Here is a 19,349-nt window from a genome sequence, read left to right on the forward strand (position 1 = left end):
TCCCTTCACTTTGCCGCAGTGCGGAGTTTTTACCACGCTTCTGGCTGATCATCCGGACAGCGACTTGCCCAAGGCACAACCGTCGAAAGCAACGGCCAACGGCAATCTACAAGTCCTGATTCAATGATCGAATGCACCTGCTCGTGGTCAATTCCTCCAAAAAAGAAGGATGCTGCGCTTGGCAGCGCGCACTGCAAAGCTTGTGGTTTTCAGTCAGACTCGCGGATCACAGTGCCCGACTGAACCGCGATCAAATCGCGAGGGGCCAAAACGACAACCAGCACTCCAAGATAGACGAGGACGAAAAGTGCTATGGCGCCATAACTCCGGATCGAGTTTGATCGTGAGGGAAGGGTTTGTGTCATGTCGGGCTCTCCTTGCGTGGCAGCGACTCGGATCCGATGTGCGTAACTTTAGCACCGGAGCGCGAGCCAAGCCTCCTCATCTTGAGCGTGTAGGCGGAAATCCTTCCCGTTCCTGACCGTGTAGTGAGGATAGTGTCCGCATTTCCGGCCGTCTCTGCGGCTGCGAAGGTCCGATATTCTGCGAGGCAGAGCGGAAAGCCAGCGGGAAAGAGGCCGTCAGCACCTTGCACTCGCCGTGGGGCATCGGCTGACCGGCCTTTTCCTCGGCAAATGCAGCTTATGCGCCGTCAAGAACCGAAACAGACAGGCGAAGGCAGTGATAAACTTGAACATGCTATCCTGCAGTCTTCGTGACGCTTGGCCAAAAGGTGGAAACAAATTCAAATAGGAGAAAATTCGCCTCAAGCCTGCTTCAGCGGCAGATTCCGTCCAAACGAAAACTCTCGTCATCCGCTTTTGGAAGAACCTAAGTGCGGACTCCGGAAAAGCGCGCCTGCCAGTCCACGCGTTCTTCGTCGGTGATCTTGCGAAACAGGTTTTCGGGTACACTGAAAGCATGGTCGGGAGGCAGCACGCGCATCGCTGCCGAAATGTCATCCGGCCAGGTCCAGTCTTGAGACCCCATTGCAGCCATTATCGCTTCGGCCGCATCGGGGATGAAGGGGCGCGACAGAACCGCGTAGACGCGGATCAGGTTGAGTGCCAGACGGACCATCGCTTGTGCCTGATCGGGGTCAGTCTTGACCACGGTCCAAGGGGCTGCGGCCTGCAGATATTCGTTGCCGATGACCCAGATGGCGCGCAGTTCTGCGGCGGCCTTGCGGACCTCCATCGCTTCCATCATAGCCGCATAGTCAGCGATGCGGGCGCCGAGATCAGCAACCAGCGCCGTTTCCATCGGGCCAAACTGGCCGCCTTCCGGCACCGTGGCGCCAAATTTCGCGGTTGCAAATTTTGTCACCCGACTGACCAGATTGCCCAGCACATCGGCCAGGTCCTTGTTCACGGAACCCTGGAAATTCTCCCAGGTGAACTCGCTGTCAGCAGATTCCGGCGCATGCGACAGAAGCCACCAGCGCCAGTAGTCAGCCGGCAGGATCGACAGTGCCTGATCCATGAACACGCCACGGCCCTGGCTGGTCGAGAACTGGCCGCCATCATAGTTCAGGTAGTTGAACGACTTGATGTAGTCGACCAGCTTCCACGGCTCGCCCGACCCCATGATCGTTGCGGGAAAGCTGAGGGTATGGAAAGGCACGTTGTCCTTGCCCATGAATTGCACATAACGAACATCCTGCGCGCCTTTGTCGGTGCGCCACCAGCGTTCCCATGCACTATCCGGATATCCATGCGCATCCGCCCATTCGGCGGTGCCGGCAATGTATTCGATCGGCGCGTCAAACCAGACGTAGAAAACCTTGCCTTCCATGCCGGGCCAATCCTGATCGCCGTTCTTTACCGGCACGCCCCAGTGCAGGTCCCGGGTGATGCCGCGGTCCTGCAAGCCATCGCCGTCATTTAACCACTTCTTGGCAATCGACGTGGTGAGGATCGGCCAATCGGTCTTGCTGTCGATCCAGGCTTCCAGCTTGTCGCGCAGGCTGCGCTGCTTGAGGAACAGATGCTTGGTCTCGCGGACCTCAAGGTTGGTTGAGCCCGAGATTGACGAGCGCGGGTTGATCAAATCGGTCGGGTCCAACTGCTTGGTGCAGTTTTCGCACTGATCGCCGCGTGCCGCCTCGTATCCGCAATTCGGGCAGGTGCCGGTGATGTAGCGATCAGGGAGAAAACGGTTGTCGTCGATCGAAAAGACCTGCTTTTCGCTGACCTCCTCGATCAGGCCATTTGCAGCCAATCGCCCGGCAAAATGTTGTGTCAGGCGGTGGTTGCGTTGGCTGGAGGAGCGACCGAAGTGGTCGAACGACAGGCGGAACCCTCGCGCGATTTCGGCCTGCACCTGATGCATTTCGGCGCAGTACTCTTCGACCGGCTTGCCGACCTTGGCGGCCGCCAGCTCAGCCGGGGTGCCGTGTTCGTCGGTGGCGCAGATGAACAGCACCTCGTGACCGCGCGCGCGGTTGTAGCGGGCGAACAGATCTGCAGGCAGCTGGCTGCCCACCAAATTACCCAGATGCTTGATCCCGTTGATGTAAGGGATGGCGGAAGTGATCAGTATCCGTGCCATGTGCGCCCTCTTGCCGTGCTGTCGAGGTCCGTTTAGCCGATGCCTTGGGAAAGGGCCAGCGTCAGACGCGACCGCGGATCATCCGGCGCAGCGTGCCGTCGCCAGCAAGTTCGCGTTTCAGCGCGGCGAGCATGTGGACGATGATCAACCCGATGAGGATCTTGGTCAGGACCTCGTGCACGCTGAACCAGAATGCCTCGCCAGCTTCGGACACCTCGGCGATGGGCTGCACGACCCAACGGTCGGCGATCATCACATCAATTCCGGTCGCTGAACTGCCGGCCCAGCCGCTGATCGGAATCGCGATCAACAGCACATAGAACAGGATATGCCCCGCCCGTGCCGCAAGCTGAGCCAGCCCCGGCGGGCCGATGGGCTTTGGCACCGGGCTGATCAGATGCCAGCCGAGGCGCAGAACGATCAGGGTCAGCACGCCAAAGCCAAGCGTCTTGTGCAGACCGTATAGCCAGAGGTTGGACAGGCCCGGTTCCATATCGGAAATCCGCAATCCAAGTGCCAGCATGGTCAGGACCAGCAGCGCCATCGCCCAATGCAGGACACGGGTAATCAGGCCGAAACTGTCCGGCGTATTGCGAAATGCCATCCTGGTTTCACTCCTTCGCGTCGATCCGGGCGGTGATGATGATGCGGACCTCGTCGCTGACCATGTCTGACCAGCCGGTCGCGCCAAAATCGCTGCGATTTACCGCACCAGTCAGGCGCACGGTCAAGTGCTTCAGCTCGCCCTCGGCGGTACCCTTTTGGCGAAAGATTTCGGCCTGCAATGTGACCGGGCGGGTGACGCCGCGAATGGTCAGGTTGCCGGCAACTGACGCACCATTGCCAACTGCTTTGACCGAGATGCTTTTGAAGATCATCTTCGGATGTTCCTTTGCGTCCAGCACTTTGGGACCCTTCAGGGCCTGTGCCGCAAAGGGAAAGCTGGCTTGCGCACCCGAGACGTCCAGCTCGACGTTGATGGTGCAATTCGACACTGATTTGAAGTCGAGCGTCAGGTCGGCGGAATTCAGCGGAATGGTTCCGGTGATCTTGTCGGGGCCAAAGTCTGTCTCGAAGGCCACGGTCGAGGCGTCGTGATCGAGAAGGTAGGCAATTGGGGCAGCATGGGCGGCTGCGGCCATCAGAATTGCCGAGATGAACGTGATAAGATGTGATTTTGTCATGATTCCATCCTTTTAAAGGAAATAACGTTAACAGATTCCGCGCGCGCCGCAAAATCATGTTGCCGTGTGGTGATCGTGCGCAGGCAGGGGTTCCAGGCGTTCGACCCCGGCACCAGTTCGGCCACCACCAGCGCCGCCGCGCCCGAACGTAGTGCCTGTTCCATTGCCCAAAGCGCCCCCTCCTCGCGCTGCGGCTGGACAAGCATCAGGGCGGGCGGGATGGGCAAAGGCCTGCAGGCCTGCTGGGTTCAGCCACTCTGCCGTCCAGCCGGGGTGGATCCAGATCACCAGGCCCTGGCTTTTCGCCATCACCAATGCGGCCAGCGTCATGCGGGATGGGCCGCACAACTCGTGCACCCGGCCACGTTGCAGCGAAAGCGCGCCAGCCATGGCTTGCTGGAGGGGTGGGTGCTTGGCCGCAAGGGCATGGATTGGCAGACTCGTGCCCGAAACCTAGTATGTTCCTATAATGTTCTCAAGCTTGATGCTTTGCCCGTGACAGCTTTCGCCCTAAGTTCATCCCAAACCACGGAGATCTGATGAAAACGCTACCGCTTGGAAAAACCGGACTTACCGTCTCGGAAATCTGCCTCGGCACCATGACCTGGTGCAGCCACAACACCGAAGCCGAAGGCCACGCGCAGGCAGATTATGCCGTGGATCATGGGGTCACCTTCTGGGACACGGCTGAGATGTATCCGACCAATCCGGTCAAGGCTGAAACCATTGGCCACACCGAAGAAATCATCGGAACCTGGCTTGCCGCACGGGGCGGGCGCGACAAGCTGCAGATTGCCAGCAAGATCACCGGCAAGGGGATGTTGGCTGTGCGCGACGGCGCACCGATCACCGGGGCCGCCTTGCGCGCCACAGTCGACGCCGCCCTGCGGCGGCTGCAGACTGATTACATCGACTTGTGTCAGCTTCATTGGCCGAACCGGGGCAGCTATCACTTTCGCCAGATGTGGCGCTATGCGCCAACCGGCACCGACAAGGCTGCCGAAACCGCGCATATGACAGATGTGCTGACCACGGCGCAGGCGTTGATCGACGCTGGCAAGATCCGCGCCATCGGCCTGTCGAACGAAAGCGTCTGGGGGGCGGCCCGCTGGTTGCATCTTGCGGACACGCTGGGCCTGCCGCGCATGGCGGCTGTGCAGAACGAATATTCGCTGCTGTGCCGCCAGTTCGACACGGACTGGGCCGAGCTCAGTCTGATCGAAGACATGCCATTGCTGGCCTTTTCGCCGCTGGCCTGCGGACTGCTGTCGGGCAAATATGCCGGTGACGTGACGCCCGAACGCACCCGTCGCAGCTTTACCCCCGATCTGGGCGGGCGCATGACACCGCAGGTCTTTCCCGCCGTGGCGACGTACATGGGCATCGCCGCGCGTCACGGGATCGACCCATGCCAGATGGCGATTGCGTTTTGCCGGACCCGACCATTCCCAACCATCCCGATCATCGGCGCGACAACGCAGGACCAGCTCAAGACCAACATCGCCGCCGCCAACCTCACCCTGTCGCCCGAAGTCCTGAATGAGATCGCGCAGGCGCACCGGGCCTTCCCCGCACCGTATTGAGTGGGGCCTTGCGGCTCGAGGCGCTTCAGGGCACAGCTTTGCCCAACCAGGAGAGCGCGATGCCCCGATCCGTCCGCCCGATGACTATGCTGGCTGTGCTGCTCATGCTGGCAGGCTGCGAACTTGCACTGCCCGGCGCCGGAACTGGCACTTCAAGGCCGGAGCAGACAGCCAACGTCATGACCGGCGGCGAGATCGAAGTTACCGCGCTTGACGACGCCCCGAAAGCTTCGGGTCCGGGCACTGAGCCTGCCACGGCAGAACAAATCACGCCGGAAAATCCACAGCCGCAGTCCGCCGAACCTGCAGCGGCAACGGAACCGGATGCGTCCGATGGTGCCGTTGCGGCCGAGGCTCCGCCGGTTGCGGAGGCGCCGTCGGTTGAGGTCACCCCGGTTGCGCCGACTGAAATCAAATCAGATGCGCAGATCGGCTGTGAAAAGAAGGGCAGAACCTGGGCCAAACTGCCCGGATCAACGGTGCATGTTTGCGTAAGGCTGACCAAGGATTCGGGAAAGCGTTGCACACGGAAATCCCAGTGCTCAGGTGAATGCCTTGCGAGATCAGGAACTTGCGCGCCCGTTGACCCCTTGGTCGGGTGCAATGAGGTGTTTCAAGACAACGGCGCAAGGGTGACCCTTTGCATCGAATAGTTGGGGTGTTGATCCTGTTTCTGGCGGCTTGCAATGCGCCGCTCAGCACCGGCCCGTTAGCCTTTCGCGACCCCAAGGCACCGATCTTTTCGTCCGCGGCCTTTGATCCGGCAGCGCTGCAAGGGCGGTGGCTGCAAGTTGCGGATTTTGGCGGCCCCAAATCGCCCGATTGTGCCAGCGGAGCGGTGGACTTTTCGGCCTCGGCCTCGGGCCTTGTGGTCAAGGGCACGATTTGCCTGGATGGCCGCAGGCACAGCATTTCTGGCCTTGTTGGCAAAGCCGGGCCGGGCCGTCTTGCGGTTGCCGGGATGGAGGATTGGTGGATCGTATGGGTAGATAGCGGCTACCGGACCTTGGCCGTAGGCACGCCATCGGGCCGCTTTGGCTTTGTCCTTGACCGGGGTGCCATTCCTGCCGACCGCCTGAACGCCGCACGTGAAGTTTTTGATTTCAACGGGTATGCCGTATCAGCCTTGCGGCCGATCTAGCGGATTCGGTCCAACAACCGGGTCAGATGCGGCACCATTTCCCGCGCTCCGACCTCGGCCTCGCGCACCAGACCGTCGAAATGCTGGGTGATTGTCTCAACCCGGGCGCTGTCACGGAACGCCAGATAGTGCCGCCCAAGGTAGATCACGGCCAGCAGCGGGCCGAACAGGGTCACAGGTGCGGAAAACACCCGCTTGGCATCAAACAAGCAAATGCGAAGCGATGGATAGAGCTGGTCGCACAGGGCAATCAACCGGGTCAACTGTTCGATTCGCACGTCCTTTGACAGACCCTCATAATAGCCCGTTGCCGTGGCAAAGGCGTCAAGTTCGTGGACTGGCAATGCGATTTCATAGTCAGACCGCGCCCCGCGCATCCATGCAAGACGGTCCTCGAACGCGCCGATCGCCTGCTCTGCGGATCTGCCAAGTTGGGGCGAGTATTCCCATTCCACCACGGCCCGCGTCTTCAGCATGTCGGGCAGTGTGGCCGGCACATGGCGGATTTTGTACCCGGCGGCCTCGCGGTGCCAGCCGAAGATCGTCTCGTCGATCAGGGCGCGAGGTGCCTCTGTAATGGTCAGCGATGTCGCCAGAAGGTCTGCAATCGGTTCGGGCCTGAGTGACAGCCCCAAAAGCCAATCCGCGCTGACCCCCAATGAACCTGCACAGTCCGCCGCCAACTGCGCATTGGGCAGCCGCGTACCATAGGACAGCAGCGCCGAAATGGTCGACCGGTCCACCCCAGTCATTCGGGCAAGCGCAGATTGCGTCACACCCCGCGCAGCCATCGCCTCTGCCAGCCGGATGCGAAAGATGGATGATCGGTCACGCTTGTCGATGCGGTCCTGCATGTGGTGACTTTCCAGAACAAGTGCGAGGTTTTGTTGCCTATCTTCAGGATTCACGCTGCGCCAGGCAAGTGCTATTCATGTGCGCGGAAGTGAATGTTTTTGCAGAGGACTATCTTGCACAGAGAAGATCGCTCTATTGAATGGCCGACCATCCTCCTGCTTTTCATTACATATGGATTATTCGCAGTCGCTACCACGGTCGTCTGGGACCTTGCGCCGATCCTCGCGCTACTGGCGGCCACGGTGGCCATTGCGCAGTTTTCGTCATTGCAACATGAAGTCCTGCACGGGCACCCGTTCGCATCGCAACCACTGTCCGAAACGCTGGTTTTCCCGGGCTTGACGGTGTTTGTACCCTATTTGCGGTTCAAGGACTTGCACCTGCAACACCATTACGACCCGAACCTGACAGACCCATACGACGATCCCGAATCTAACTTTCAGGATCCAGAACTTTGGTCACGCCGGTCCTGGGTGTCCAAGGCGTTATGCAGCTTTAACAATACGCTTGCTGGACGGATGTTGCTTGGGCCTGCCGTGTCGTTCTGGGCGCTGGTGCAGGCGGACGGCAAGGCGATGATGCGCGGTGACTGGCGGGTGGCGCAGGCTTGGGCCTTGCACATTCCAGGGGTGGCCTTGGTTCTCACTTGGCTACTAACTGTGGGGTCGATGCCGGTGTGGGCTTACCTTACTGCCGCGTATCTCGGGTGGAGCTTGTTGAAGATCCGCACGTTCCTGGAACATCGCGCGCATGAGACAGCGCGGGGGCGCTCCGTGGTGGTTGAAAGCAGGGGGCCGCTTTCGTTGCTGTTTCTCAACAACAACTTCCACGCGGTGCATCACTCGCAACCCAATGTTGCGTGGTATCGGTTACCTCAGGTCTACTTTACCAACCGTGATCATTATCTGCGCCGCAATGATGGCTACGTCTACCGCAACTACACCGACGTGTTCCGGCAATTCCTGTTTCGCGCAAAAGATCCGGTGCCGCATCCGATCTGGCCAGTAGCAAAGCTGGCTGGCCAGCAAGAACCCGCAGGATCAGACGATCCGACGGAAGGTTGGGACATTGGTGGAGTTGTCAAAGAACGGCACTCCGGGCTGGTCGTCGCCCCGCAGTAACGCGTCAACTTCGGCCAGCACCACCTCGGTGATGAACGGCAGGTCCAGCGCGCGCGCTGGCGACAAACCGATCCAGTGCAGATGCGACAGCTCGCCCGAGGCAGCGGTGAAATCGTCTGGGTCCGTTGCCAAAGCGTTTGCATCAACCAGAAAGAACCGCGCGTCGAAACGGCGTGTCCGTCCCGGCGGCGTGATCGCCCGGAACACAAATCGCAGCGGAGGCGTGGCGTGGGATGCCAGGCGAAACGCGAGGCCGGTCTCCTCCTGCAATTCCCGCAGGGCCGCCGTGACCAGTACATCGGGTCCGGGGGCGTCGGCTGGGCAGGATTGCGTCAACCGCGACATGCAGTGATCGCTCAGCAACCCGGATGCGGGTGCGGCATGGTGGTCCTCGGCGTCAACGGCCCCGCCTGGAAACACGTACTTCGACGGCATGAAAACCGCCCCAGCGCCGCGCTGCCCCATCAAAAGCTCCGGCTCCCCCGATGTCGCGCGCGCCAGGATCACGGTAGCCGCCGGCCTGATGGCTTCAGTCATTTCCTGCCCCACCAAAGCCGTGCATCCGTTTGGCCCATTGGAAACCGACCATTGCCCCCTTCAATCTGGGCAACAGATACAATGACAGCGCCACTGTCGCGACGGAAAATGTGATGGCAAGCGGCAGTGGATCGGGCCGCCAACGCACAAAGGAAAAAAGTAGGATCGGCGCTAGCAGGTGACCGACAATCAGGATGGTCAGATAGGCCGGGCCGTCATCTGCCCGCTGGTGACGCAACTCTTCGCCGCAAGCCGGGCACGCATCGCGCACTTTCAGATGCCCCAGCATCATCGCTCCGGCACCGCAGTTTGGGCATTTGCGCCGCCACCCGCGCGCCAACGCTTGTTTCAACGGCCTCTCGCTGGTTTCAGCATCCGTGGGATGATCTGTCAGCTTTGCTTGATTCATCAAGAACTCTCTTCCGGCGTGGGACCGGCCAATGGGGTCGGAACCAGAGATCTCGCAAGATCACCCTGCCCAACCAGTCTCAAGTAGCAAGTGCGGGTGCCATACGACAGGGGCAACGTCGTCACAGTGTCGAGATACCGCCGCAAGCGCGACGGAATAAGCAACTCCCTGCGTTAGAGGCTTCAGAAGGTCGGAACACACGGTCTGCCCAGCTTACAGGAGTTGAAGATGACAGCACGCACTCAAACAGCCATCATATTGGCCGCGCTTCTTACCGCAACCATGGCTTCTGCGGCTTTTGCCGATAAGGGTCCTGACGGTCCCAGTCGTGGTGATGTGCTGCTGGACAAGTTCGACAGCATTGACACCGACAAGGACGGAAAGGTGAGCGAGGCAGAACTCGCCGCGTTTCGTGCCGCCGAATTCGCGGCTGCCGATACCAATTTTGACGGCATGCTGAGCGCTGAGGAACTGACCCAGAAACAGCTTGCCCGGATGGCCGAAACCGCAGCAATGCGCAGCGCCAAGATGATCGAAGAACGCGATGACAACGGCGACGGCAGTCTTTCCGCCGATGAAATGGACCAAAGCGTGCAGGAAAGCCGGTTCTCGCGCATTGATCAGGACGATGACGGGGCGATTTCCAAGGACGAAGCCGAAGAGGCGCTGAAGCGTTTCGCCGACAATCGGAAGAAGCACCGCAAAGGCATGAACGATGCGATGGAAAACTGATTCCACAAGAGGTTTTGCACCGCGGAAGATGACCGGATAGACCGGACGACAGGATGAACATGGCTCTCGATGCATTTGGCGAGACCTCGGATGAGGTGCTGATCGTTCTCTACGCGAATGGAGATCGATCAGCAGCCTATGCCCTGACGCACAGGATCACGCCAAGGGTTTTGGCTTATGCCTATCGGTTGTTGTCAGGCGACCGTGCCGAGGCGGAAGACGTGGCACAGGAAACCATGCTGCGGCTTTGGCGCGTGGCACCTCACTGGCGGCAAGGCGAAGCAAAGGTAACAACCTGGGCCTACCGCGTTGCCACCAATCTGTGTACCGACCGACTGCGCGCGCATCGCAGGCGGGGGCGAGCGTCACTGGACGATGCACCGGACGTGGCCGATCCTGCGATCAGCGCAGTCGAACGGCTGGTCGAGGCCGACCGGATTGATGCTTTGCAGGCCGCATTGGCCCGGTTGCCGGACCGGCAGCGGCAGGCGATGGTATTGCGGCACATGGACGGGCTGTCCAATACGGACATTGCCGACATCATGGACATCGGTATTGAAGCCGTCGAAAGCCTGACTGCCCGTGCTAAGCGGGCGCTTGTCGCCATTCTGGCCGGCCGCAGGGAGGAGCTTGGGTATGAGGAAGACTGAAATGCAGGATGATGATCTTACGGATCTTTTCGTCGGGCTGCGGCACCGTGAACCAGTTCCGACGGCGGCACTGATGGAACGTGTCTTGGCAAATGCCGTACAGGCTCAGCAGCCTGTAGCCGATCTGAGGGTTAGGGCTGTGCGATACCCCGGCCTGTGGTCACGGATTGCGGGCCAATTCGGCGGTGTGACCGCGGTTGCGGGCTTGTGTTCGGCAGCGCTCATCGGCCTTGTCATCGGCTATAGCGACCCCACCACCGTTGACTACCTGACCAATGGCCTTTCAGACGACATGCCAGAATCGATGGACATGTTCCCGACCGCCGACTTCCTTTCGACAGAAGGCTGAACCATGACCGAACCTGCACCCCGGCCCGTCACGGCAACTTGGGTCAAGATCCTGCTGGCCCTGTCGCTGGCATTCAATCTCGGCATTCTGGGCATTGTCGCGGGCGCGCGTATGAAGGACGGGCACGGCGACAAGGGCGGTCTGCCGCGCGACGTGTCCTTCGGGCCGTTCAGCGAAGCGTTGTCGCGTCAGGATCGGCAGGCACTGCGCGAGGCGTTGCTAAGCAAGGCACCGGAGTTCCGCGCGGCGCGTGAAGCGGCCAGAGCCGAGTTCGATACGCTGCTTGCCGCGCTGCGTGCCGACCCCTTTGATCCCGATGCCGTGCGCGAGGCGCTTGCCGCGATCGAGCAGCGCAATGCGAGCCGTCTTGAACTCGGGCGGACAATGATCGAGACCCGAATTTTCGACATGGCCGAAGCCGAGCGTCTGGCCTTTGCTGATCGTATGGAAGCGGGGCTCCGGACCAAGAAGCGTCCTGCACCTTGAACGGCGAACGCCTCAGGCCGCGGTCAGCCGAAACGTTACCTGGTTGCGACCGGAGCTCTTTGAATCCAGCAAGGCCAGGTCCGCCTGTTCGACAAGGCTTTCGACATGCTGGTCAATCCCGCTGGCGCGCGATGACACAGCCACGCCAATTGATACGGTGATTGTCAGCGCCTGACCCGAAGGCAGCCGTACCGGCATTTCCTGCACCGCTTCGCACAGCCTTTCGGCAACTTGTCGGGCTTGCGCCATGGCCGTGTTCGGAAGGACCACCAGAAACTCCTCGCCACCGATGCGCGCCAGCAAATCCGTAATCCGCAACGCGTTGGTCAGCCGATTTGCCACCTCCACCAGCACTTGGTCGCCGGCGGCATGGCCGAAGTGGTCATTTACCGCCTTGAACTTGTCCAGATCGACCACCATCACCGCAAAGTCGGTGCTTTCGGCATGCGATTGCGCTGCAATCGCTGCCAGCCGTGGCATGGCATAACGCCGGTTGTGCAGCCCGGTCAGCGGATCGATCATCGCAAGGCGCAAACTGTCATGCACCGATGCGCGTTGCCTGTCGCCGCGCCGCTTTCGCCGCATCAGGCTGCGCACCCGCAATGACAGCTCATGTCCGCTGATCGCCGAATTCACAACATCATCTGCACCAAGATCAAACGCCATCGCAGCGGTCTCATCGTCGCCGGACTGCCCGACAACACAAACCGCGGAATGCCGCGTCGAAGGGTGACTTTTCAGTTCGGACAGCAATCGCAAACCGCCAAGCGTATCTCCCTTGCCGTTTCCAATAATGAAGACATCCGGAACGTCCGCAAAACTGCCCTCGCTGGACCCCGCCTCGGCCAGCGCCTGGCTGCGCGAAACGATCACCACCTTGTCGCGCGATTGCCCCTGAAGCTCGCGTCGCCAATCCAGATTTGCGTCGGGCAAAGACGCCAGCATGGCGATGGTGCCGCCACGCTCAAAAGTGGTTTTCGGTTCCGCAAATCCCATCGCGGGCATCTGCTGTGCTGCGGACAGATCGGCATCGCCACGCGACCTCAGCAGATTGCGCACCCGCGCCAGCAGCACAGCATCACTTGCAGGCTTGACGAGAACGTCATCAGCCCCGGCGGAAAAGGCGGGCAACCTTGCTTCGGCGTCGGTTGCCGACGTCAGCGCAATAATCGGGATATCTTGGGTTTGCGGCAGCGAACGCAACCGCTTCAGGACCTCAATCCCCATCATGTCCGGCAGCGTCAGGTCAAGCAGGATCAGATCAGGTTTCTCTTCTGCTGCAAGCGACAAGCAGCTTGCCCCATCTACAGCAAGAAGTGGCTCGTACAATGCGGCGGCAAGACGCGCCCGGTACAGGATGCGATTGGTAGCTACATCGTCAACAATGAGGATTCGACCATTCATCTCTTGCTTGCCGTCACTGTCACATGCACTTGTCGCCCAGTGTGTTACCGACTTAGTTAAGAATTCCTTTCCGAATTACCCCAAATGTTCCGCTTTACGGGAATCGTTCCGGAAAACAGTTAGGAAACGCCAGGAATGCAGCGAGAATCCGCTCAAATCGTCGCTTTGCAGGTGCTCGGCTGGCTGGCAGCTGACGACGAAATGTTCCAGTCCTTTCTTGGCGCAACCGGCGCGGGACCCAGCGATGTTGCCATGCGCGCAGAGGATGCAGAGTTTCACGCAGCGATTCTGGATTTCCTATTGTTGAACGATGCGTGGGTTGTCAGTTTCTGTGATGCGGTCGGTTTGCCCTACACGGTTCCAATGTCGGCGCGTGTGGTGCTGCACGGCGATGCGCAGATGGATTGGACCTGAGATTGTATCGGACAGACGGAATGATTGACGGAATAGTTTTCGACAAGGACGGCACCCTTTTTGATTTCCACATCAGTTGGGGACGCTGGGCTTCGACATTCTTGGCTCAGATGGCGCGCGATGAGCCACATGCCATGCGGATGGGCGCGGCCATTGGGTTCAACCCGGCCACTGGCCAGTTTTCTGCCGATAGCCTCGTCATCGCGGCCACTGCATCGGACATCGCGTACGCACTGCGCCTTGAAATTCCGCAGATGACGACCCCGCAACTTACCGAAATCATTGATGACGCTGCGGCCGGCGCCACCATGGCCGAGGCCGTGCCGCTGCGCCCCCTGTTGACGTTGCTGCGTGGGCAAGCCCTGAAGCTAGGCGTTGCGACCAATGATTCCGAGGGTCCGGCCAGGGCGCATCTTACGGCCCATAGGATCACCGATTTGTTCGACTTTATCGCCGGCTCCGATTCCGGCTATGGGGCAAAGCCGGGGCCCGGAATGTGCCAGGCCTTTGCCCGGTCGGTCGGGCTTGATCCGTCGCGCGTGGCCATGGTGGGCGACAGTAAACATGATCTGGATGCAGGCCGGGCGGCGGGAATGGTGACCGTCGCGGTGCTTACCGGCATCGCGTCACGGGCGGATCTGCTGCCGCACGCAGACGTGGTCTTGCACGACATTGGCGAGATTCCGGACTGGCTACGCGGGCTGTAACCGCAACAATTGGGCGCGGCGGCTGAAAACGACACTTATGCGTCGCGGATTCGGTTCCCATTGGCCGCATGCTTCCGTCATCTTCGGCACTGTACAGTGGAGGACCGATCATGACCGAAGAGCCAGCCCGGAAAAAGCGTGCCGGTGGACGTGCAGGGATGAAGGTCCGCGCCGGAACTGCGGCCATTGATCAGATGCCATGGCGAATTCCGGTGAACCCGGATCGCCCGATCGAGCCGCTGGACGCCGAGGGTGTACAGCGGATTCACAAGACGGCGATGCGCATTCTGTCAGATATCGGGATCGAGTTTCTGAACCCCGAAGCCGTGACCATCCTCAAGAAGGCGGGCTGCACCGTCAACGGCACCAACGTGCGCATGGACGAAGATTTCGTGATGGAAATGGTCGGCCTCGCGCCGGAAACCTTTACCATCACCCCGCGCAACCCCGCCCGCGAGATCATCATCGGCGGCAAGCACATGGTCTTCGTCAACGTCTCCTCACCCCCCAACGCCTGGGACATGGAGCGTGGCAAACGCTCGGGCGACTTCGAGACCTTCAAGGAGTTCATGAAGCTCACCCAGTACTTCAACTGCATCCACGTGGCCGGGGGATACCCGGTGGAGCCGATCGATATCCACCCGTCGGTGCGCCACCTCGACTGCCTGTACGAAAAGCTGACGATCACCGACAAGGTCGTCCATGCCTACTCACTCGGAACCGAGCGGGTCGAGGATGTGATGGAGATGGTCCGCATCGCAGGCGGGCTGACGGAGGAGGAGTTCCAGGCCAAGCCGCGGATGTACACCAACATCAACTCAGTCTCGCCCCTGAAGCACGACTACCCGATGCTGGACGGCGCGATGCGGTTGGCGCGGCGCGGGCAGCCGGTGGTGATCACCCCCTTCACGCTGGCGGGGGCGATGGCGCCGGTCACCATGTCGGGCGCGGTGGCCCTGTCAATTGCCGAGGCTTTGGCAGCACTGGCCCTGCTGCAGTACATCAACCCCGGTTGTCCGGTGGCGATCGGGACTTTCACCTCCAACGTTGATATGAAATCCGGCGCGCCCGCCTTTGGCACCCCGGAATACATGCGGGCCACGCAGATGACGGGGCAGCTGGTGCGTTTTTACGGCGTGCCGATGCGGGCGTCCGGGGTTTGCGCGGCCAATGTGCCAGACGGGCAGGCGATGTGGGAGACGTCGAACAGCCTGTGGTCGGCGGTCCAGTCCCGGACCAACATGGTCTATCACGCGGCGGGGTGGCTGGAGGGGGGGCTGATCGCAAGCCCGGAGAAGTTCATCATGGACTGCGAGGTCCTGCAGATGATCCAGCGCTACTTCGAGGAGGCGACCTTTGCCACCACGGAGGACGACCTTGCCTTCGACGCGATCAAGGAGGTCGGGCCGAACGGGCATTACTTCGGGGTGCAGCACACGCAGGACCGATATCAGAACGCCTTCTATGCGCCGATCTGTTCGGACTGGCGGAATTATGAAGCCTGGCAGATCGACGGGTCGGTCTGGACGCATGAGCGGGCGCATCGGATTTACAAGCAGATCATGGCGGAGTTTGAGCCGCCTGAAATGAATGGGGATCATCAGGAGAACCTGCGCCGGTTCGTGGCGAGGCGGAAGCAGGAGGGGGGGGCGCCTACGGATTTCTGATCCGTGGGGGCCGCAAGGGCATCCGGCTTGTCCACGCGTGGACAAAATTTCTGGCGTTGATTTTGTTGGATAATTTGTTGTTGGGTTAAGGGTTTGTTAGGGTTTGAGGGGGTGGGGGTGGTCGTCTGAGGTGTCGTCCGGGGTGGCTGAAAGAGAGTTGTGGCAGGCCCCGATCTATGGGTGGTGCGCTGTAGCGCACCCTACGATGCTGTCATCCCCGCGAAAGCGGGGAACCATGGGGGCGGGCGGGCCAGATGGGTCCCCGCTTTCGCGGGGATGACAAGGTGGGTCGGGCGCGGTCAGATTTTCTTTGGGCAAATCTGACGGGGTGGGAGGGTTGGTGGGTTGGCACCCACCCTACGCTTGCTGAGACTTCCATCGAAATGCGCGCCGAAAACCGCGATCTTCTGCTTCCCCTGTTGTCGAAACATATAGCTCGCCAAGATGAGGTTCGATACGTGTTCGATCATACTGTTGATCAAAAGGCAGATGATAGACTCTTTCGCCGCCCCGTTTTGAAATGTTGCACTTAATCATTGGGTAGCTACCGATAGGCTGCAATTCTCGCACCCTAACATTAAGTATTGACGAGAACTCCTTTGCGCGCATTGAAAGTCTGGTCGATGTGACAAGCTCTGCTTGAATGTCCGAAAACTTCTCAAATCGAGAAAAAAGATCGAAGCTGTCACTCTGCATTTTCTCTCTGGCAATGTACTCTACTACACTGCCAAACAGCTGAAAAATATGCTTCTCATGAATCTCTTTGTGCGACGACCAATACTTGCACTGAATGATCTTCGTAACTCCTTTTTTCTTTGCGATCAAGTCTCTTCCAAGATCATCGAAGCCCTCGACAGCACCGAAGTATGCAACTTCGTAACCGTCACTTTCCAGTTCAAACCCAATATACCGCTCATAGTCACGCCCAATCTCCCAAGGACTCTTTCGTCGCTTCTTCCATCTATCAAGAGCTAACTGATTGCGAGCTGCAGGCGAAAGGTTTCTGTACTCTGCATCTGCCAAGTAGTTCCGAACGGGATCTTCGCTTTCATCTTGCGTGTCCGGCACATTAGTCGACAGGGCTTCCAAGTTTTCTATGTATTCAGCCAGTGTATCTCCTGTAAGGTCTTGTATCCAAGGAAAACTATTTTCGAGAAACAGCAAGCGATAGCGCAGCGCTCTGTGAAGTTTTGTTTCCTGAGATAACCTCTGCGAATATTCGCGTACCTTTTCAGCAGCCTTAGCAGCTGGGTGCAATTTGTTGAAAAGATGCTGTGCATCAACCTTTCCACGATACAACTCTAGGTCTGCAAACGCAGTAGCTAGCCATGGAAACAACTCAGAACGCTCATTGAACACTGTCTTCTGTTGCTGAAACTCAAGGCGGTCAGAGTTTAGCGTTCTCGTAAGCTCGCGCTTCTCGTTCTCTGCGGATTGAAGGTTCTCGGTGAGCTCAGTAGTCTTCCTTTTTGCGTAGTTCAGGTCGGACTCAAGCAGCTCAATTCGCTGCTTTTTTCCTGAAAGTACGAGCAACAAGATGCCAAAGGCGACTAGAGCAAGAAAGAAGAGTGGGCCAGCAAGTTCGTCCATCAAACATCCAACTCCTCCACAAAACGCGCGTTTTCCTGAATATACTGGAACCGCAGTTCCGGCTTTTTCCCCATCAGCCGCTCCACCAGATCACCCGTCATCCCCGGTTCGTCCTCGTCGATACTCACCCGGATCAGCTTCCTCGTCAGGGGGTTCATCGTGGTGTCTTTCAGGTCTTTGGCGTCCATCTCGCCCAGACCCTTGAACCGCTGCACGTCGATTTTACCTTTTCCGCCCAATCCCTTGGCGAGCCATTTCTCTTTCTCCACGTCGTCGGCCACGTACATCCGCTTTGGCCCTTGGGTCAGCCGGTACAAGGGCGGGCAGGCCAGATACAGATGGCCCTTGTCGATCAGCGGGCGCATCTGGGTGAAGAAGAAGGTCATCAGCAGGCTGGCGATATGCGCGCCGTCGACGTCGGCGTCGGTCATGATGATGATTTTCTCATAGCGCAGGTCTTCGACGTTGAAGCGGCTGCCCATATTGACGCCAAGCGCCTCGCAGATATCACGGATTTCGGAGTTATCATTCAGCTTGGCCGAGGCCGCGCCCAGCACGTTCAGGATTTTACCCTTGAGCGGCAGGAGGGCCTGGGTTTCACGGCTGCGCGCGCCTTTGGCACTGCCACCGGCGCTGTCACCCTCGACAATGAACAATTCCGTGCCCTCGCGGGTTTTCGAGGAACAGTCGGTCAATTTACCGGGCAGGCGGAGTTTCTTGGTGGCGGTCTTGCGCTGGGTTTCCTTTTCCTCCCGCCGCCGCAGGCGTTCCTCGGCGCGCAAGACAAGGAAATCAAGGATCGAGCCTGCGGATTTGGGGTCGGCGGCAAGCCAGGTATCAAAATGGTCGCGCACGGCGCCTTCGACGTATTTGGCGGCCTCTTCCGTCGCAAGGCGGTCTTTGGTCTGGCCCACGAATTGCGGTTCGCGGATGAAGATTGAAATCAGCGCGCAGCCGCCGGTCAGCATGTCTTCGCGGGTGATAAGGTCGGCTTTGCGGTTTTTAACACGCTCGCCGTAAGCGCGGATGCCTTTCAGGATTGCGGCCCAGAAGCCGGTTTCGTGGGTGCCGCCTTCGGGGGTGGGCACGGTGTTGCAATAGGACTGGATGAAGCCGTCGCGGGCGGGGGACCAGTTGATCGCCCATTCGACCGAGCCGGGGACGCTGTATTTTTCGGGGAAGCCGACTTTGCCGGCAAAGGGGCGTTCGGCGTAGGTGGTGGTTTTCTGCAGCGTGTCGGACAGATAATCGCCAAGGCCGCCGGGGAAGTGGAAGGTGGCCTCAAGCGGGGTTTCCCCATCGTTGACGGCGGTTTTCCAGCGGATTTCGACGCCGGAAAACAGGTAGGCCTTGGAGCGGGCCATCTTCATCAGGCGGGCGGGTTTCAGGGTCTGGTGGCCGAAAATCTCGGGGTCGGGGTGGAAGGTGACGGTGGTGCCACGGCGGTTCTGGATCGGGCCAAGCTTCTGGATCGGGCCTTGCGGGACGCCGCGCGAAAAGCTTTGTTCATAAAGCTCCTTGTTGAGGGCGACCTGCACGGTCATCAGATCCGACAGCGCGTTGACGACCGATGCGCCGACGCCGTTGAGGCCGCCAGAGGTGGAATAGGCGCTGCCGCCGAACTTGCCGCCGGCGTGCAGGGTGCAGAGGATCACCTCAAGCGCGGATTTCGAGGGGAATTTCGGGTGCGGATCGACCGGGATGCCGCGGCCGTTGTCGCGGATGGTGACGGAGTTGCCGTCGTGCAGTTCAACCTCGATGCGGTTGGCGTGGCCGGCGACGGCCTCATCCATCGCGTTGTCGAGGATCTCGGCGACAAGGTGGTGCAACGCGCGTTCATCGGTGCCGCCGATATACATGCCGGGGCGTTTGCGCACGCCTTCCAGCGGTTCAAGAACCTCGATCGAGGAGGCGTCATAGACTTGCGTGCCAGCGAGGAGGTCGTTTGCCATGGGCTGCTCGATTCTTGT

21 protein-coding genes are annotated in these 19,349 nt (G+C 59.7%); 10 read left to right on the forward strand and 11 right to left on the reverse strand.

Features of this window, described 5'->3' with window-relative positions:
• Positions 1 to 209 precede the first annotated feature (209 nt).
• From RMO18_RS20450 to RMO18_RS20470, 5 genes are all read right to left on the reverse strand, one after another.
• A complete protein-coding gene (locus RMO18_RS20450; RefSeq protein WP_309668364.1) occupies positions 210 to 365 on the reverse strand; it encodes a hypothetical protein in 156 nt (51 codons plus the stop codon).
• A gap of 466 nt (positions 366 to 831) precedes the next feature.
• Complete coding sequence (gene metG, locus RMO18_RS20455) at positions 832 to 2,550, reverse strand: methionine--tRNA ligase (RefSeq protein WP_309668365.1); 1,719 nt, start codon at positions 2,548 to 2,550, stop codon at positions 832 to 834.
• A 61-nt stretch (positions 2,551 to 2,611) separates the two neighbouring features.
• Complete coding sequence (locus RMO18_RS20460) at positions 2,612 to 3,154, reverse strand: cytochrome b (protein WP_309668366.1); 543 nt, start codon at positions 3,152 to 3,154, stop codon at positions 2,612 to 2,614.
• 7 nt (positions 3,155 to 3,161) lie between these two features.
• The gene (locus tag RMO18_RS20465; RefSeq protein WP_309668367.1) at positions 3,162 to 3,734 is read right to left on the reverse strand and encodes a YceI family protein; all 573 of its coding nucleotides are present in this window, start codon (positions 3,732 to 3,734) and stop codon (positions 3,162 to 3,164) included.
• Positions 3,731 to 3,940 (reverse strand): hypothetical protein, encoded by a 210-nt coding sequence (locus RMO18_RS20470; RefSeq protein WP_309668368.1) that lies wholly within the window; start codon positions 3,938 to 3,940, stop codon positions 3,731 to 3,733. The genes RMO18_RS20465 and RMO18_RS20470 overlap by 4 nt, the downstream gene beginning before the upstream one ends.
• Positions 3,941 to 4,273: 333 nt before the next feature.
• On the opposite strand from RMO18_RS20470, the gene RMO18_RS20475 reads away from it, so the two are divergent.
• Both RMO18_RS20475 and RMO18_RS20480 read left to right on the forward strand, forming a co-directional pair.
• Positions 4,274 to 5,317: an aldo/keto reductase gene (locus tag RMO18_RS20475; protein ID WP_309668369.1), complete on the forward strand. Its 1,044-nt coding sequence runs from the start codon at positions 4,274 to 4,276 to the stop codon at positions 5,315 to 5,317.
• A 658-nt stretch (positions 5,318 to 5,975) separates the two neighbouring features.
• Positions 5,976 to 6,458, forward strand: coding sequence for a lipocalin (locus RMO18_RS20480; RefSeq protein WP_309668370.1), 483 nt, complete (start codon positions 5,976 to 5,978; stop codon positions 6,456 to 6,458).
• Here the strand turns inward: RMO18_RS20480 and RMO18_RS20485 are convergent.
• Positions 6,455 to 7,312: a helix-turn-helix transcriptional regulator gene (locus RMO18_RS20485; RefSeq protein ID WP_309668371.1), complete on the reverse strand. Its 858-nt coding sequence runs from the start codon at positions 7,310 to 7,312 to the stop codon at positions 6,455 to 6,457. The two genes, RMO18_RS20480 and RMO18_RS20485, sit on opposite strands and share 4 nt — an antisense overlap.
• Before the next feature lie 114 nt (positions 7,313 to 7,426).
• Between RMO18_RS20485 and RMO18_RS20490 the strand changes: the two genes are divergently transcribed.
• Positions 7,427 to 8,434, forward strand: a complete 1,008-nt coding sequence (locus RMO18_RS20490) for a fatty acid desaturase (protein WP_309668372.1) — start codon at positions 7,427 to 7,429, stop codon at positions 8,432 to 8,434.
• Here the strand turns inward: RMO18_RS20490 and RMO18_RS20495 are convergent.
• Together RMO18_RS20495 and RMO18_RS20500 are read right to left on the reverse strand one after the other, a co-directional pair.
• On the reverse strand, positions 8,354 to 8,971 hold the full coding sequence (locus RMO18_RS20495; protein WP_309668373.1) for an NUDIX hydrolase: 618 nt from the start codon (positions 8,969 to 8,971) through the stop codon (positions 8,354 to 8,356). The two genes, RMO18_RS20490 and RMO18_RS20495, sit on opposite strands and share 81 nt — an antisense overlap.
• On the reverse strand, positions 8,964 to 9,380 hold the full coding sequence (locus RMO18_RS20500; RefSeq protein ID WP_309668374.1) for a DUF983 domain-containing protein: 417 nt from the start codon (positions 9,378 to 9,380) through the stop codon (positions 8,964 to 8,966). Before RMO18_RS20500 ends, RMO18_RS20495 begins: the two co-directional genes overlap by 8 nt.
• 228 nt (positions 9,381 to 9,608) lie before the next feature.
• Here RMO18_RS20500 and RMO18_RS20505 point away from each other — a divergent pair, with 228 nt between their 5' ends.
• Genes RMO18_RS20505 through RMO18_RS20520 form a run of 4 tightly spaced genes read left to right on the forward strand, consistent with a single transcriptional unit; the run spans position 9,609 to position 11,597 of the window.
• Positions 9,609 to 10,112 carry an EF-hand domain-containing protein gene (locus RMO18_RS20505; RefSeq protein ID WP_309668375.1) on the forward strand — a complete coding sequence of 168 codons (504 nt, stop codon included), beginning with the start codon at positions 9,609 to 9,611 and terminating at the stop codon, positions 10,110 to 10,112.
• Positions 10,113 to 10,165: 53 nt separating this feature from the next.
• Positions 10,166 to 10,762, forward strand: a complete 597-nt coding sequence (locus tag RMO18_RS20510) for an RNA polymerase sigma factor (RefSeq protein ID WP_309668376.1) — start codon at positions 10,166 to 10,168, stop codon at positions 10,760 to 10,762.
• Positions 10,749 to 11,111, forward strand: coding sequence for a dihydroorotate dehydrogenase (locus RMO18_RS20515; RefSeq protein WP_309668378.1), 363 nt, complete (start codon positions 10,749 to 10,751; stop codon positions 11,109 to 11,111). The genes RMO18_RS20510 and RMO18_RS20515 overlap by 14 nt, the downstream gene beginning before the upstream one ends.
• A 3-nt stretch (positions 11,112 to 11,114) precedes the next feature.
• Complete coding sequence (locus RMO18_RS20520) at positions 11,115 to 11,597, forward strand: periplasmic heavy metal sensor (RefSeq protein ID WP_309668379.1); 483 nt, start codon at positions 11,115 to 11,117, stop codon at positions 11,595 to 11,597.
• A gap of 12 nt (positions 11,598 to 11,609) precedes the next feature.
• Here the strand turns inward: RMO18_RS20520 and RMO18_RS20525 are convergent, their stop codons facing one another.
• Positions 11,610 to 13,001 (reverse strand): diguanylate cyclase, encoded by a 1,392-nt coding sequence (locus RMO18_RS20525; RefSeq protein WP_309668381.1) that lies wholly within the window; start codon positions 12,999 to 13,001, stop codon positions 11,610 to 11,612.
• Between the two features lie 135 nt (positions 13,002 to 13,136).
• On the opposite strand from RMO18_RS20525, the gene RMO18_RS20530 reads away from it, so the two are divergent.
• From RMO18_RS20530 to RMO18_RS20540, 3 genes are all read left to right on the forward strand, one after another.
• Positions 13,137 to 13,415, forward strand: coding sequence for a DUF3572 domain-containing protein (locus RMO18_RS20530; protein ID WP_309668382.1), 279 nt, complete (start codon positions 13,137 to 13,139; stop codon positions 13,413 to 13,415).
• A 20-nt stretch (positions 13,416 to 13,435) separates the two neighbouring features.
• On the forward strand, positions 13,436 to 14,122 hold the full coding sequence (locus RMO18_RS20535) for an HAD family hydrolase (RefSeq protein WP_309668383.1): 687 nt from the start codon (positions 13,436 to 13,438) through the stop codon (positions 14,120 to 14,122).
• A 110-nt stretch (positions 14,123 to 14,232) separates the two neighbouring features.
• A complete protein-coding gene (locus RMO18_RS20540) occupies positions 14,233 to 15,789 on the forward strand; it encodes a trimethylamine methyltransferase family protein (RefSeq protein WP_309668384.1) in 1,557 nt (518 codons plus the stop codon).
• A 357-nt stretch (positions 15,790 to 16,146) separates the two neighbouring features.
• Here the strand turns inward: RMO18_RS20540 and RMO18_RS20545 are convergent, their stop codons facing one another.
• Positions 16,147 to 17,379 (reverse strand): hypothetical protein, encoded by a 1,233-nt coding sequence (locus RMO18_RS20545; protein ID WP_309668386.1) that lies wholly within the window; start codon positions 17,377 to 17,379, stop codon positions 16,147 to 16,149.
• A complete protein-coding gene (gene parE, locus RMO18_RS20550; RefSeq protein ID WP_309668387.1) occupies positions 17,379 to 19,331 on the reverse strand; it encodes a DNA topoisomerase IV subunit B in 1,953 nt (650 codons plus the stop codon). Before parE ends, RMO18_RS20545 begins: the two co-directional genes overlap by 1 nt.
• Positions 19,332 to 19,349 lie beyond the last annotated feature (18 nt).

Origin of the sequence: Tabrizicola sp., from assembly GCF_031377265.1 — a bacterium.
GTDB lineage: Bacteria > Pseudomonadota > Alphaproteobacteria > Rhodobacterales > Rhodobacteraceae > JAUYQR01.